The organism is Lysinibacillus sp. FSL K6-0057 (genome assembly GCF_038630885.1).
In the GTDB taxonomy this organism is placed as follows: domain Bacteria; phylum Bacillota; class Bacilli; order Bacillales_A; family Planococcaceae; genus Lysinibacillus; species Lysinibacillus fusiformis_F.
Genome location: NZ_CP152047.1, coordinates 1,606,941 through 1,621,148, shown reverse-complemented (window position 1 = coordinate 1,621,148; position 14,208 = coordinate 1,606,941). Strand labels below are relative to the sequence as shown.

At 40.2% G+C, this 14,208-nt stretch carries 16 protein-coding genes; 1 reads left to right on the top strand and 15 read right to left on the bottom strand.

The window, feature by feature from the left end:
- Positions 1–521 precede the first annotated feature (521 nt).
- The 6 genes from MHB40_RS07685 to MHB40_RS07660 form a co-directional block, all read right to left on the bottom strand.
- Positions 522–1,505, bottom strand: coding sequence for a biotin--[acetyl-CoA-carboxylase] ligase (locus MHB40_RS07685; RefSeq protein WP_342443028.1), 984 nt, complete (start codon positions 1,503–1,505; stop codon positions 522–524).
- A gap of 157 nt (positions 1,506–1,662) precedes the next feature.
- Complete coding sequence (locus tag MHB40_RS07680; RefSeq protein WP_342443027.1) at positions 1,663–2,835, bottom strand: CCA tRNA nucleotidyltransferase; 1,173 nt, start codon at positions 2,833–2,835, stop codon at positions 1,663–1,665.
- The gene (gene bshA, locus MHB40_RS07675) at positions 2,822–3,967 is read right to left on the bottom strand and encodes an N-acetyl-alpha-D-glucosaminyl L-malate synthase BshA (protein WP_205442383.1); all 1,146 of its coding nucleotides are present in this window, start codon (positions 3,965–3,967) and stop codon (positions 2,822–2,824) included. The genes MHB40_RS07680 and bshA overlap by 14 nt, the downstream gene beginning before the upstream one ends.
- Before the next feature lie 33 nt (positions 3,968–4,000).
- Positions 4,001–4,405 carry a methylglyoxal synthase gene (mgsA, locus tag MHB40_RS07670; protein WP_342443026.1) on the bottom strand — a complete coding sequence of 135 codons (405 nt, stop codon included), beginning with the start codon at positions 4,403–4,405 and terminating at the stop codon, positions 4,001–4,003.
- Positions 4,406–4,424: 19 nt separating this feature from the next.
- A complete protein-coding gene (gene dapB / locus MHB40_RS07665) occupies positions 4,425–5,222 on the bottom strand; it encodes a 4-hydroxy-tetrahydrodipicolinate reductase (protein WP_342443711.1) in 798 nt (265 codons plus the stop codon).
- Complete coding sequence (locus MHB40_RS07660; RefSeq protein WP_036077682.1) at positions 5,222–5,557, bottom strand: nucleotide pyrophosphohydrolase; 336 nt, start codon at positions 5,555–5,557, stop codon at positions 5,222–5,224. The genes dapB and MHB40_RS07660 overlap by 1 nt, the downstream gene beginning before the upstream one ends.
- A gap of 115 nt (positions 5,558–5,672) precedes the next feature.
- Between MHB40_RS07660 and MHB40_RS07655 the strand changes: the two genes are divergently transcribed.
- Positions 5,673–6,542, top strand: coding sequence for a YitT family protein (locus MHB40_RS07655; protein WP_342443025.1), 870 nt, complete (start codon positions 5,673–5,675; stop codon positions 6,540–6,542).
- A gap of 55 nt (positions 6,543–6,597) precedes the next feature.
- On the opposite strand, the gene MHB40_RS07650 is transcribed toward MHB40_RS07655, so the two are convergent.
- The 9 genes from MHB40_RS07650 to aroA form a co-directional block, all read right to left on the bottom strand.
- Positions 6,598–7,278 (bottom strand): zinc metallopeptidase, encoded by a 681-nt coding sequence (locus MHB40_RS07650; protein WP_342443710.1) that lies wholly within the window; start codon positions 7,276–7,278, stop codon positions 6,598–6,600.
- Between the two features lie 54 nt (positions 7,279–7,332).
- Entirely contained in the window at positions 7,333–7,929 is a 597-nt protein-coding gene (locus MHB40_RS07645; RefSeq protein WP_342443024.1) for a DUF1405 domain-containing protein, read from the bottom strand.
- A 263-nt stretch (positions 7,930–8,192) separates the two neighbouring features.
- Positions 8,193–8,966: a menaquinol-cytochrome c reductase cytochrome b/c subunit gene (locus tag MHB40_RS07640; protein ID WP_205442378.1), complete on the bottom strand. Its 774-nt coding sequence runs from the start codon at positions 8,964–8,966 to the stop codon at positions 8,193–8,195.
- Between the two features lie 41 nt (positions 8,967–9,007).
- A complete protein-coding gene (locus MHB40_RS07635) occupies positions 9,008–9,682 on the bottom strand; it encodes a cytochrome b6 (protein WP_036123184.1) in 675 nt (224 codons plus the stop codon).
- Between the two features lie 19 nt (positions 9,683–9,701).
- Positions 9,702–10,208, bottom strand: a complete 507-nt coding sequence (locus tag MHB40_RS07630) for a ubiquinol-cytochrome c reductase iron-sulfur subunit (RefSeq protein ID WP_205442376.1) — start codon at positions 10,206–10,208, stop codon at positions 9,702–9,704.
- 154 nt (positions 10,209–10,362) lie between these two features.
- Entirely contained in the window at positions 10,363–10,812 is a 450-nt protein-coding gene (locus tag MHB40_RS07625; RefSeq protein WP_342443023.1) for a DUF2487 family protein, read from the bottom strand.
- Positions 10,813–10,954: 142 nt separating this feature from the next.
- On the bottom strand, positions 10,955–11,512 hold the full coding sequence (locus MHB40_RS07620) for a ReoY family proteolytic degradation factor (protein ID WP_205442374.1): 558 nt from the start codon (positions 11,510–11,512) through the stop codon (positions 10,955–10,957).
- A gap of 14 nt (positions 11,513–11,526) precedes the next feature.
- On the bottom strand, positions 11,527–12,795 hold the full coding sequence (locus tag MHB40_RS07615) for a tetratricopeptide repeat protein (protein WP_205442373.1): 1,269 nt from the start codon (positions 12,793–12,795) through the stop codon (positions 11,527–11,529).
- Positions 12,796–12,891: 96 nt separating this feature from the next.
- Positions 12,892–14,178 (bottom strand): 3-phosphoshikimate 1-carboxyvinyltransferase, encoded by a 1,287-nt coding sequence (gene aroA / locus MHB40_RS07610; RefSeq protein WP_342443022.1) that lies wholly within the window; start codon positions 14,176–14,178, stop codon positions 12,892–12,894.
- Between the last annotated feature and the right edge of the window lie 30 nt (positions 14,179–14,208).

The following is a 14,208-nucleotide window of genomic DNA, read 5'->3' as shown; positions in this document are numbered from 1 at the left end:
GCGCCGAGCCGCTTCCTCCGCTCACGCTCCGTGCAGGGGCTCGCCTGTCTCGCTATCCCACGGGAGTCAAGTAGCCCTCCACTCCAACCTACAAAATGTTAACTTTTTAGCAAAGGTTTTCAAATAAAGTGAAGGTCTTCACTACCCATTTTATGGAGGGCTTTTGATACTCATCACTTCTTCGCAATGAAAATAAGAGTCTATCCTTTCTCTAATCATACAAATAATGGGCTAATTTGATTACTACGGCTAGCTAGTATGAAAGATAAGGAAAAGCCACTTTTGCAGAATGGGTGATTGGAGTGGAGCCAGCGTCACTCCTAGGGGATTTAGCGTCACAGAGGAGACCCTGGAGCGAACGTAAGTGAGTGAAGCGGCTCCTCGGACGCCCCCTGGAAAGGATGCTGGCGGAACGGAAATCAACCTCTCACCTTGCAAAGTTGCTTTTTCTGCCGTTAACATCATCTTTTTGCAACAACATGAGAAGCTGCAAGTTCAGGATGTTACTTGCAGCTTCTTTTTTATAATATTTTAATATCTCCTGCATAGATCGTGCGAATCGTTCCATCGTCCTGCGTCAGCTGCAGGACACCATCGTCTGTAATGCCACTCGCAACCCCTTCAAACCGTTCACGTATCGTCGTTACCTCGATACGCTGGCCAATTGTACAGGACAATTGCTGCCATAGTGTCTTTAGACTGGCAAAACCTTCTTTGACATAAAGTTCTGTAAATTGTTCTAAATAGTGTAAGATAGAGGCCACAAGTGCCGCACGATTGATTTCTTCTCCTGCTTCTAATTGTAGTGAAGTGGCAATATCGGCAATTTCAGGTGAAAAATCAGCTGCTACTTGGTTTGCATTTATGCCAATTCCAACAAGTAAAGCTTGCACAAGATCAGCCTCTGCCTGCATTTCTGTTAAAATTCCTGTACATTTTTTTCCATTAATCAATAAATCATTGGGCCATTTAATCGCTAGCTCTATATGTTTATATAAGGTTTTAATGGCCATCGTGACAGCTACTGCCACCACAAGTGTATAGGATGAAGCCTGCTGTGGCGTAACATCTGGCCGCACGATAACGGTCATCCAAATACCTGTGCCCTTTGCAGACTCCCAAGGACGCGCCATACGACCACGCCCAGCTGTTTGCTCCTCACCAATAATAATCGTACCGTGTGGGGCACCTTCCTGTGCAAGCTTATGCGCAATGGTTTGTGTAGAATCAACTACATCGTAATAATGGATTTCACGTCCAAAATGCTCTGTCTTTAAAAAAAGCTCAATTTGTGTAGGGCTCAAGCTATTTGGTACACCTGTCAATACATACCCCTTTTTCTTAATTGTTTCAAAAGTATACCCTTCCTCTTGTAATGTTTGCATATGCTTCCAAACAGCGGTCCTTGAGACACCAAGAGAATCTGCTAATTCCTGACCAGAAACTGCTTCTCCGGCAGCAGCCAATATTCTTTTTAAAATTTCGTCCTTCATGGAAATTGTCATCTTCACATCAATCCTTTAGTTAACTATACTCTTGTTATGTAACTTATTTTGTCTTAATCATACTGTAAATTAGCGTAAATGACCACCAACGATGGGGAAATTAATAAAAGCCGTCTCCCGAAAAAAGAGACGGCTTTTGACTATCATGTATTTGGCTTTAAGTAAGATCATGCTGCTCTAGCCAGCTTTTAATCTGTTGTCGATCATTTTGAAGTTCCTGATGAAGAATGGCTGTCAGCATATCCTCCAACGCGGCTTTTACCCACGGTCCACCTTTTTTGCCAGACCATTTCAGTAAATCAGCCCCATTCACCACTAATTCTTGCTTATGTTTTATCGGTAACTTTGCCTGTAATTCTTGAATAGATTGCTGCGGTATCGAGGCGTTCAATTGGCGAAGCTGAGCAAAATATTGTGCAGCCTCTAGTTGTTGCTCTGTGTAGATAAAATAATGACGATTTGTCCATCCATCTTTTAAAGCCTCATAAGCGGTTAAAACGGATTTAACAAACGCCAATTCCTTATTAGATAATCGATATTCACGCACTATCTCTCGCCATGCCGTTCCTTGTAGTAAGGCAAAGTAGGCCCAGCCAAGGAGAGCGTCCTTTGTTTGGAAATCATGCCATTGCTCAGCCTGAAAATCACCTGCTAAATAGGCCGTCAAACCACTATCCTCTAGTTTTTGTAGCCCCCCAAAAACTGTTTGTCCTACCCAAAGCTTATCAAGCTCTGCTTTAATGCGTTCTTTTGCAATAAAGACCAAATCAGCAGCTCTTTGTTGGATGGCTGTGAATGTATTCGCCTCGATCGTAAAACCAAGCTGTGCTGAAAAACGTATAGCTCGTAGCATCCGTAAAGCATCTTCTGCAAACCGTTTTTGTGCCTCTCCTACCGCTCGTATAAGGTGCTTTTCAATGTCTTGACGTCCATCATAATAATCTACAAAAGAGCCATCACGACGCATGGCAATGGCGTTCATCGTAAAATCACGGCGTTGTAAGTCCTCTTTTAGTGATCGAACAAAATGCACATTCTGTGGTCTTCGATGATCTGTATATTCCCCGTCTGTCCGATAGGTTGTCACTTCCACAGGTCCAGTGGGTACGATAACAAGTACCGTCCCATGCTGAATCCCAATATCTACAGTTTTTTGAAATACCGTTTTTACTTCTTCAGGCAAGGCATTTGTAGCAACATCTACATCATGGGCAGGACGATCAAGTAAAGCATCTCTTACCGCTCCACCGACAATAACCGCCTCAAAGCCTGCCTGTTCTAGTTGTTCAATAACTGAATAGGCTGTTTGCCATTCTTTATTGTTTTGCATGATTTCTTTCCGCAACCTTCTCGTACAGATTTTCATATTGTTCCACAATTTTGGACGAGTGGAATTTATCACCTACTGCAAGGATGGCCGCTTCTCGGAAACGCAGTAATTGTTCCTCGTCTTGCAATAAATGAGTTGCATACTCCGCCACTGCATCGGTATCCCCTAATTCCACGATATAGCCATCTACACCATGCTCAATGACTTCTGGAATACCACCTACGTTTGATCCAATACAAGGTACACCACAAGCCATCGCCTCTAATAAAACCAGTCCAAACGATTCCTGCTGTGATAGTAATAGTTTTAGGTCACTAATCGCATACAATTCAGCTAAGTTTTCTTGTTTCCCTAAAAATAAAACATCCTTCATATATGGACTTTCCTTTACTTGGTCCATGACACGATGCTTTTCTGGGCCATCTCCTACTAATAAGAGCTTTGCCTTCATGTTGGCACGAATTTTCATAAAGGCGTCTACAATATGTGGAAGGTTTTTAATTTTACGGAAGTTTGATACATGAATGAGGACTTTTTCATCTTCTTCAATACCAAATTGCTCTTTTAAGTTTCCTGAATTTCGTGGGAAGTATTCGCGTTCGTCCACAAAGTTATAAATCGTTTCAATTGGTTTTACTGTATCAATTAGTTCATAGGTTTGTTCTTTTAATGCTTGCGACACGGTTGTCACAATATCAGATTTATCAATCCCATACTTAATGGCCTGTGAGAGCGTAGAATCCTGCCCAAGCACCGATATATCTGTGCCATGAAGGGTTGTGACGATGCCTATGTCTCGACCGCTCATTTCACGTGCTAGCACCGCACACACTGCATGTGGGATGGCATAATGCACATGCAGCACATCCAACTCTTCATCCTTGATGACGTCTGCCATTTTACTCGCTAATGCAATATCGTATGGAGAATATTGAAACACTGAATAATTACTAACTTCGACTTCATGGAAAAAGACGGTTGGATAAATTTTATTCAATCGAAATGGTACGCTTGAGGTAATGAAATGAATTTCATGTCCTCTTTCTGCAAGCATTTTGCCTAATTCTGTTGCAATGACACCAGAGCCACCAACTGTAGGATAACAGGTAATGCCGATTTTTAGCTTTTTCATTCGATGATCATCCTTTCTGAATCACGTCTTTTGTTAATTGCGTCTTTCTTGTATCAGTCTCCAATCCACAAAGCCTTCTTGTAGGCCTTTTAGTAATATTTCTGCTGTTCCCATATTTGTCGCCAGTGGCACTTGGTAAACATCACAAAGACGGATTAGTGCAGAAACATCTGGCTCATGTGGTTGTGCTGTTAACGGATCACGGAAAAATATCACCATGTCCATATCATTATTGGCAATCATTGCGCCAATTTGTTGATCGCCACCAAGTGGCCCTGAACGAAAACGTGTCACTTCTAAACCAGTAGCTTCGATGACACGTTGTCCTGTTGTGCCGGTAGCATATAGCGTGTGTTCAAGTAAAATATTTTGGTAAGCAATAGCAAACTGTACTAAATTATCTTTTTTACGATCATGTGCAATCAATGCGATTTTCATATAGCTTCCATCCCAATCTTTAGATGATGTTTTCTAAACCATAAACAAGCTGATCCATTTTCATAACCTCTTCTATGCAAAACGCAACACCAGACATAAAAGAATTACGGTTTAATGAATCATGGCGAATCGTTAGTAGCTGTCCATCCCCTCCAAATAATACTTGCTGGTGTGCCACTAAACCAGGTAAACGTACGGAGTGAATACGCATGCCATCAAAGTCTCCACCTCTTGCACCTTTAATGGTTTCTTTCTCTTCTGGATGTCCTTGTGCCTTTGGCGTACGGACCTCTTGTATTAACTGTGCCGTTTTCACCGCTGTACCAGATGGTGCATCAAGCTTCTGATCATGGTGCATTTCTATAATCTCTACATCTGGTAAGTATTTGGCCGCTTCTTTTGCAAACTTCATCATTAGGATAGCACCAATCGCAAAGTTCGGTGCAATAATGCAACCTAACTCTTTCTCCTTGGCCATGGCTGATAATTCCTCTAGTTGTGCATCTGTGAATCCTGTTGTACCAATTACAGGTCGTACATTTAAATTCAGTGCTTCCTTCGTATGATTGTAGACTGCATGTGGATTGGTTAAGTCCACTAGTACATCCGGTGCAGTTGCTTCTACAAGATCATGCATTTCTGTAAAAATAGGCACTGTATAGCTTGCTGGAAACATATCTAAATCAGCTAGTGTTTTTCCTACTTCCTTATAATCTAGTACAGCTACTAATTCCATTTTGTCATGTTTCATGACCGTATGTACAGCCTCAGCCCCCATTTTTCCTCTTGCTCCTGCAATGGCTACACGAATCGACATCATTCTTCATCCTTTCTAGTCCAACGATCCTTATCTCTAGTTTCAAATTTATGTATGACGCGTAATAGTGCTTCATCTAGTTTAATACCTTGTGCATTGGCAAAACAAACTAATACAAAGAAAAAGTCCCCTAGCTCCTCTTCAATACTGTTTGTATCCTCTGTACTCTTTTTCTTTTTTTGTCCATACACATCCTGAACTTCACGTGATAGTTCACCTAATTCTTCTGTTAGACGCGCAAGTAATTCGAATGGTGGAAAATACCCTTCTTTAAATTGTCCTATATAGTCATCGACACGCTGTTGTAATGCTTGCATTGTTAGTTGATCTGCCATAAAAATCACACTCCTATTTACCATCGTATAAAATTTACACCATTGTTGTCAAAACCAATAAAATGTCAGATAATAGATTACACTACTTCATTTGTTTGGAACTACAGGAGGTCAAATGCTAAAACAGATTAAAATTCGTAATATTATCGCAATAATGCTCGGAGCAGCCGTTTTCAGCTTCGGCTTTGTTCACTTCAACATCCAAAATCAGCTGGGTGAAGGTGGACTAAGTGGGATTACACTCATACTATACTTTACATTAGGTTGGGACCCCGCTTTAATGAACCTGTTATTAAATATTCCCATGTTTATCATAGGTTATCGATTACTTGGAAAAAAATCATTTGTCTATACACTTGTCGGCACTTTATCCGTATCTCTTTTTCTGAAAGTTTTCCAAAAGTATCAATTTACCATTCATTTAGAGGATGACATGTTGCTTGTGGCACTGTTTGCTGGTGTCTTCGTCGGACTGGGACTTGGGATTGTCTTTCGTTTTGGCGGCACTACAGGTGGTGTCGATATTTTGGCACGACTAGGGCATAAATATTTTGGCTGGAGTATGGGGAAAACCATGTTTGTCTTCGATGCCATCGTCATCCTCCTGTCTTGGCTAACGTTCTTAGATGCACGGTCGATGATGTATACATTAGTGGCCGTATTTGTTGGTGCCCGTGTCATTGACTTTGTTCAAGAGGGAGCCTATGCTGCTCGTGGTGCGCTTATTATATCTGAAAAGTCTGGTGCAATTGCTGAAACAATCGCTCTACGAATGGAGCGAGGTATCACCATTTTAGAAGGTCATGGTCATTTTACCAAACAACCGAAAGAGGTAATCTATTGTGTGATTGGTCGCAATGAAGTTGTACGGTTAAAATCTATCGTGCATGAAGTAGATCCGCACGCATTTGTTTCCATCATAGAAGTACGGGATGTGGCAGGAGAAGGCTTCACACTAGACGATCAAAAGCAGCCGCTTCATTAAGCATACGAAGATAAAAAACTTGCTATAGTGGTGCTCCACTATAACAAGTTTTTTCTTAGTCGTCGCTACGCATATTTGTAAAAATTAACACTAAACGTAATAACTCAAGTACAGCTACAGCTGCTGCTGCTACATATGTGAGTGCTGCTGCGCTTAACACTTTTCGAGCAGGACGTTCTTCTTCGTTTGAAATAATACCTAGTGAATTCATTTGCACTAAGGCACGTTTCGAAGCATCAAACTCCACTGGCAGTGTCACTAATTGGAAAACAACACCTGCTGCTAATAATATGATACCTAATAGCAAGAAATTCGTACTACTGGCAAAAATACCAATCATCACGAAAAACCAAGACGCATTAGAAGAAATGTTTGCTACTGGAACGAGCTTACTACGTAATGTAAGCATAGAATAAGCTTCTTTATGTTGGATGGCGTGACCTACCTCATGGGCAGCAACCGCAGCACCTGCAACACTCGCTTCATAAAAATTACTTTCTGATAAAGCCACTGTTTTTGTTGCCGGATTATAATGATCAGACAACACACCTTGCGTTGGCACAACTCGTACATCATATAAGCCGTTTGCATCTAAAATCGCACGCGCTACCTCTGCACCAGTTTGCCCCTTCATTGTACGTTGCTTTGCAAATTTATTATACGTACCCTTTACCTTCATTTGAGCATAAAGTGGAAGCAGCATAATAATCGCAAAATATACAATATACATGCTCATTGACAATTTTCTAACCCCTTTCTACCTCGATACTATAATTCTATAATTTATACCCTAATTCGGCAAATATTTGCGCCACCTAATTGAGAAAATTGCAAGTAAAATACATGCAATTGATAACCAAAATGTAAAGTAACCAATATAGCTTGTGTAATTCGCTAAATCTCGATACATAGGCATTTGACCAAATACATAGTCAATGACATCATTATGCAATGTCCAAACAGCTGCTATCACAACATGCCAATAAGTGAAAATATATTTCTTCATGTACAATACAGCTTGCACTGCCATAGCAAAGTGTGAGCCGACTAGCATCCAGCCCTGCCAGCCAATAGATCCTGTTTCAACTAATGTCCAAATATTCATCACATCTGCCCATAAGCCATATTTCACCAATGTAACAAGGGCGAGCACTTCCATCAATGGCCAGCTTTTCCCCATAATCCAAGCGATCAACACAAAGCAAAAGAATAAGCTAGCTGTCGGGCTATCTGGCACAAAAATATAAAAAATAGGCTCTGTGATGGCTAGCTGCCACCCATACCAATAATAGCCATAAATTGTACCTAGTAGATTAATAATAAGCAGCGCTATCAAGAAGGATTTATGGGTCAGAAGGTACCAAATATGTGCTTTTGTGATTTGCATGATGTCAACTCCTTCCGATAAAAACAATCCATGATTATGTATAGTTCTGAAATCCTAGAGCTTTCCCTCTATACTTCAAGTGTACCTCAACATCAATATGTGTTATTTTATTGATTTAATCCGCTTATTTGATTCAAGAAAAAATGTTTTTTCGACATCTTTCGCTAAATTTCATGATACAGGGGAACCTTTTTGCATAGCTTTCAGTCCCAATAGTATAACAAGGTAGAAAAAAAAGAGCCAGTTTCCTGACTCTTTTACTATTACTCTGCTTTTAAGCTTTCGATGAATTCAGCAAGTTTTTGAAGATCTTCATCTGAACCTGTCCATAATCCTGGTGGCATTTTACCACTCTCAGAACCATTATGAGCAATGTCCTTAATTTGATCAACCGTTAAACCTGTGTTCATTAGAGATGGCGCACCAGCCCCACCTTCTAAACCTTCACCGTGACATGTAATACATGCAGAACCAGCGTAGATTTTATAACCTTCTGATTCTTTATCGAACTCAACTGTTTCTACGATGGCACCCATAGCTTTTTGAGCTTCCCAGTCATGGTTAACAACTGACTCCCAAGTTAGGTAGAACATAGCAGCTAAAGTTAATAACATAAACGCTGTTGGTAATGGACGTTTAGATGGACGACGTTCTGGACCCTTGTCTAAAAATGGCATTAATAATAGCGCTCCAAATGCAAGACCTGGAATTACAATAGCTCCGATTACATTGTATGGACCAGAAGCAAATGAGTATTTTAAAAGTTGATACATAAATAAGAAGTACCAGTCCGGTAGTGGTGTATACGCTCTAGTTGGATCTGCCGGCCCTTCAAGTGGTGACGGGTGAGCGACAGTTAGTAATAAGTATCCAATTAAAAATACAGCACCTACCATCCATTCCTTCAGTAAGAAGTTCGGCCAGAAAGCTTCCGTCTTACCTGGATATTCGGAATAATCCTTTGGAACATTCGGCATTCTGTGATTCGCTTTAATACGAGAATCGCCGACAAATTTCATTCCTTTTCCGCGATGCATAGTGTCCCCTCCTTTTAAAGATCATCGAACCGTCAAGACAATTACAACGGTCCTGAAATTCCTTGACGACGAATCATGATAAAGTGCGCTGCAAGTAACCCAAACAATACTGCAGGTAAGAAGAATACATGAATCGCAAAGAATCGAGTTAACGTTTGAGCACCAAGAATCGTAGTGTCACCCGCTAATAATATTTTAATCATCCCACCGATAAACGGTACAGATGCAGCAATTTCGATACCTACTTTAGTAGCGAATAATGCTTTCATATCCCATGGTAATAAGTATCCTGTAAAGCCAAGACCCATCATTACACCAAAAATACCTACACCAACCATCCAGTTTAACTCACGAGGTTTTTTATAAGAACCTGTGAAGAATACACGAAGTGTATGTAAGAACATCATTACGATAACTAATGAAGCTCCCCAGTGGTGCATACCGCGTACGATTTCACCAAATGCTACTTCGTTTTGTAAATAATAAACTGATTTCCAGGCATTCACAACGTCTGGTACATAGTACATTGTTAGGAACATACCAGATAGAATTTGAATTACTGTGATGAAGAATGTTAATCCACCAAAGCAGTAAACGAATGCTGAAAAATGATGTGCAGGGTTAACGTGCTCTGGCACTTCGTGGTCGGCAATATCACGCCAAATCGGTGTAATATCTAGGCGTTCATCGACCCAATCATAAATTTTATTTAGCACAGTTGTCGTACCCCCTTACTTATTTAACTAGAGTATTTGCTTTTGCTGGACCAATCATTAAATAGCCATCTTGTTCTTGTACTTCAAATTCATCCAACGGACCTAGAGGTGGTGTACCTGCAACGTTTTTCCCGTTTTTCTCATAACGACCTGCGTGACATGGGCAGAAGAATTGTTCTGGGTGTCCAGAATCTCCATTCCAGTCAACCATACATCCTAAATGCTTACAAACAGGTGATAGAGCAATGACTTGATCGCCGTTTTTATATACCCACGCTACGTTTGTAACATTCGATTTGTACCATGCGTCAACTTGTTCGAATGAAAAGTCAACTTTTACAGGTTCTTCAGTGAGGTCAGCGACTTTATGCTCTGTTTTGACAAAATCTCCACCATCATGCTTTTGTAACACTGGATCAATTGCGAATCGAAGCATTGGCATTAGCATGCCTGCCGCCATAAATCCACCTACACCAGTAAGTGTATAGCTTAGAAATTGACGACGTGAAACTCGATTATTACTCATTATTTTCCCCCCTCTAACTTAAAGGTCAGTCCAACGGACATACTTTTACAAATAGTAATACTAGGACATATATATGATATATCAAGTCCATAGCTTGGTCAATATAGCATTCTGTGGAAAGCTGGAGAATGTGAACATTTATTGAAACTAATTGTTAAATCTGTGCCCATTTAGTCGAAAGCATTGGAATCACTTGTCGTAATTGATCTTCTAGAATGGATTTTTTCACACTCGCATCCATACTTTCTAACGGAATCGCTGGTAACCAAATCATATTGACTATCTCTCCACTCTTTGTCCAATAATGGTCACAAGTAATGAAGAACACATGCTTAAATCCAGCATTATGTAATTGTGCTTCTAATTGCTGTGGTAAGTCATCGTTTTTTAAAGTTGTCATATAAGAAAATGGTGGCATAACTAGTAGTCGGCCTTTAAACTGCTGCTCTATAAAAGAAGTTAAAGACATGACAAAATCTACCTCGGCACCACTCTGTTTCATTTTTTCAGCAGATAGATCAATGGATACAAGTGGAACAATCGCGGTATCAATAAAATCTCTTTGTGCCATAAACGATGTTACATCGTTTGCATTAAAATACATTCAACAAACCCTCCTTTTATTGCAAAATAAAAATGTCCTTTTCCACTCTTCAATAGGATACCCAATTAAAAGTGAAAACAATCATTCACTAGTAATGTTACCATATTGAAATGGATAAAGGACATTCAATTTTTACCTATAATTAACGTAAATTAGCCGTTTCCTTCAATGCTTGTAACAAATTAGACAATTCATAAAAACGCGCTTCATCTCCCTGGTCGAGGGCTTCATCAATTTGTGCGAGTAATTTCTCCTCTTGGAATACGAGTAAGCTATTGGAAAGCAGCTCTTCTGCCAGTAAACGATCCTTTTCACTGACTAGCAGTGTTTCTGGCATATAAGGGTTTTCTTCAAGAACTGCTAAGTATTGTGCACTTGGTGGTATATTTGGAAAATTCAATTGTATATACATATCTTCTTGTTCATGTAAGCGTAAATCATGGAAAGACTTCTCAGCATCTGCCGTCATTACATTACCTTTATAGAAACGAAAAGGCACACCTGTTGAGTCTACTGTCGACATCACCATCGCCCTAGGACAATAGTGAGCTTCTTCCACAAAACGGATTCTTTTTAACAAGTCATCATTACTTAATAAGTAATTTAAAATCCATACACACTCACGACGTTTCAATTGATAATTTTTTAAAAACCATCGAACAAATGCTTTTTTATCAACAACTGATACAGAAGCAGTCATACCCACTCCCTCCTTTACTCAAATTCTAAGGTTTCTAACTTCTCCTGCCACTCTGGTTCACCCGGTTGAATGTTGATTAATTGTCCAAGAACCTCTCTTGCCTCTGAACGCTTTCCTTCCTCTAATAAGAAGTAAACATATTTTTCTAAAAATGTTGCATCTTCCTTAAAATCATTATATGCCAAACGGTAAAATTCGTATGCACGGTCGTACAATTCTAAATTTTCATATGCCTCTGCTGCAAAAGGATATAAAGTGCTCCATTCAAAATCATTTTGCTGTAATGTCTCAAATAACTCAATTACATCCTCATGACGCTCCTGTTGTCCAAACACAGAAATAAGTGCCAGTACCGCTTCCATATATTCAGGATCGAGCGCTATAGCTTCTCTTAGATATTGCTCAGCTTCTTCTGGCAAACCATTTTTCAACGCCATTTTCCCAGCAAACAAATAAAGTGATTTATCATATTCATCGCGCTTTAACCCCTCTTGAATGGCAGCATAAGCTTTTTGATTATCCTCTGTCATTGCATAGCTTTCCGCAAGCAATAAATAGGCTGAGAAGTAATCAGGATCTAATTCTTTCAATTCCTCTAGTTGTTTAATAGCCATCTCGTATTTTTTTGACTGGAAGGCTGAATAAGCAGCTCCAAATAAAATATCGGGCTTTACTTCCTCTTCAAGGGCTTTGACATAATAATCGAATGCCGTCTCATAGGCTGCCCCTGCACGATACACCTCTGCTAATCGTTCGACAAGTTGAATACCAGCAAATTCATTTTGCTGCTCATATAAGTCCTCATACAATCTTGCTGCCTCTAAAAAACGACCCGTTTCAAATAAAAGCTCTGCTTTGGCAAAATGTAATAATGGCTCGTCTGGTAAAATTGCTAATGCTTCATTTATACGCTTTTCCGCAACCTCAAATAACCCTTGCATTTGATAATAATCAGCTAAAACCAATAAAGCTTGTGGATATTCTGGTGAGGTTTCTTCAATTTCTAATAATAAATCTAATGCATCATCTTCATTACCAAGCTCCATTAGGACATTGGCACGATCTATTTTTAACTGTGCTTCTTCTGGGAATAAAAATTGTAAATGCTCCAGCACACGGTCAGCTTCTTTCATGTACCCATACTGCATAAAAATCTCAGCAAGTGCATAGATCTCCTCGGGTAGCTCCTTCATTAAAAATGATTCTAGTAGCTGATCTATTAATGCTAAATCCCCTTGTTCAAGTGCTTGCATCATTTCAGTCATCGCATTGTTCACAGTCATTCACCTATTCTTTCGTTGATACCTTTATGCTACAAAACATTTACCTCTGAAACAAGAAAAAACTCCCCAAAAGCTTGGAGAGCCTCTCTTTAATTGTTACTTCACTGCCTCAATATGCTCAAAGAACGATGGGTAGGATACAGCAATACATTGTGCATCATCTAGTGTAATAGCACCATCTGTTATTAAAGCTGCGACAGCACCCATCATGCCAATACGATGATCGCCATATGTTTGAAGACTTGCACCTTTTAATGGCGTGGGTCCCTCAATAATCATCCCATCTTCTGTTGCTTCAATTTGGGCGCCAAGCTTTTTCAATTCATTCACAACAGCTGTGATACGGTCAGTCTCCTTGACCTTTAGCTCCTCAGCATCTTTAATGATCGTTTGACCATGTGCTTGCGTAGCGAGTAATGCAAGGATTGGAATCTCATCAATTAAGCGAGGTATAATGTCCCCTTCAATTGTTGTACCGGTTAAAGTAGATGTTGCGATTTGAATTGTTGCTGTAGGTTCAGCTTGATTGTCATCTTTTGGCGTTACCCTCATCGTGGCGCCCATTTTTTGCAGCACCTCAATCATGCCGTCACGTGTTGGATTAATACCTACATTATTTAGTGTCAATTGACTATTTTTGCAAATCGCTCCTGCCACTAAGAAAAATGCAGCGGATGATATATCTCCTGGCACAGAAACATGCGTCCCCTTGAGAGCTTGTCCTCCTTCAATGGATACAATGCCATTATCTACTTCTACATGTGCACCAAATTGACGTAGCATTCGCTCTGTATGATCTCTAGATACATCCATTTCTCTCACAATGGTTGTTCCTTCAGCACGCAAGCCCGCTAGTAAAATAGCAGATTTCACCTGTGCACTTGCTACAGGCATCTTGTAATCAATGGCTTGTAATTTTGTACCTTGAATGGCTAACGGTGTATATTGCCCGTCGGCACGCCCTGTAATTTGTGCCCCCATCTGACGCAGTGGATCTATAACACGTCGCATTGGTCGCTTTCCGATGGATGCATCACCAGTCATGACTGAATGAACATTAGAACCAGCTAAAATGCCTAGCATTAAGCGTGTTGTAGTACCAGAGTTACCCGTATACAACACTTCTGTAGGCTCCAGCCAACCATCGATCCCTGGACTATGAATGGTTACATTTGTTCCTTCCACCTCAATTTGAACGCCAAGTTTCTGGAAGCAATCAATTGTGCTTAAACAATCTTCACCTAATAAAAAGCCCTCTACTGTTGTTGTCCCACTAGCAATGGCCCCAAACATCACGGAGCGATGAGATACAGATTTATCGCCTGGAATGGTTAAAGCGCCCTGTAAAGAAGGTTTGTTGTATTGCAATACTTTTTCACTCATGAACTTTATTCCCTCCAATATGAAGATAGA

Excerpts from the sequence above, each read along its gene's own strand:
- MHB40_RS07685 (WP_342443028.1), bottom strand. The coding sequence starts at position 1,505 with ATGACAATTTCCATGAAGGACGAAATTTTAAAAAGAATATTGGCTGCT.
- MHB40_RS07680 (WP_342443027.1), bottom strand. The coding sequence starts at position 2,835 with ATGCAAAACAATAAAGAATGGCAAACAGCCTATTCAGTTATTGAACAA.
- bshA (WP_205442383.1), bottom strand. The coding sequence starts at position 3,967 with ATGAAAAAGCTAAAAATCGGCATTACCTGTTATCCTACAGTTGGTGGC.
- mgsA (WP_342443026.1), bottom strand. The coding sequence starts at position 4,405 with ATGAAAATCGCATTGATTGCACATGATCGTAAAAAAGATAATTTAGTA.
- dapB (WP_342443711.1), bottom strand. The coding sequence starts at position 5,222 with ATGTCGATTCGTGTAGCCATTGCAGGAGCAAGAGGAAAAATGGGGGCT.
- MHB40_RS07660 (WP_036077682.1), bottom strand. The coding sequence starts at position 5,557 with ATGGCAGATCAACTAACAATGCAAGCATTACAACAGCGTGTCGATGAC.
- MHB40_RS07655 (WP_342443025.1), top strand. The coding sequence starts at position 5,673 with ATGCTAAAACAGATTAAAATTCGTAATATTATCGCAATAATGCTCGGA.
- MHB40_RS07650 (WP_342443710.1), bottom strand. The coding sequence starts at position 7,278 with ATGAGCATGTATATTGTATATTTTGCGATTATTATGCTGCTTCCACTT.
- MHB40_RS07645 (WP_342443024.1), bottom strand. The coding sequence starts at position 7,929 with ATGCAAATCACAAAAGCACATATTTGGTACCTTCTGACCCATAAATCC.
- MHB40_RS07640 (WP_205442378.1), bottom strand. The coding sequence starts at position 8,966 with ATGCATCGCGGAAAAGGAATGAAATTTGTCGGCGATTCTCGTATTAAA.
- MHB40_RS07630 (WP_205442376.1), bottom strand. The coding sequence starts at position 10,208 with ATGAGTAATAATCGAGTTTCACGTCGTCAATTTCTAAGCTATACACTT.
- MHB40_RS07625 (WP_342443023.1), bottom strand. The coding sequence starts at position 10,812 with ATGTATTTTAATGCAAACGATGTAACATCGTTTATGGCACAAAGAGAT.
- MHB40_RS07620 (WP_205442374.1), bottom strand. The coding sequence starts at position 11,512 with ATGACTGCTTCTGTATCAGTTGTTGATAAAAAAGCATTTGTTCGATGG.
- MHB40_RS07615 (WP_205442373.1), bottom strand. The coding sequence starts at position 12,795 with ATGACTGTGAACAATGCGATGACTGAAATGATGCAAGCACTTGAACAA.
- aroA (WP_342443022.1), bottom strand. The coding sequence starts at position 14,178 with ATGAGTGAAAAAGTATTGCAATACAACAAACCTTCTTTACAGGGCGCT.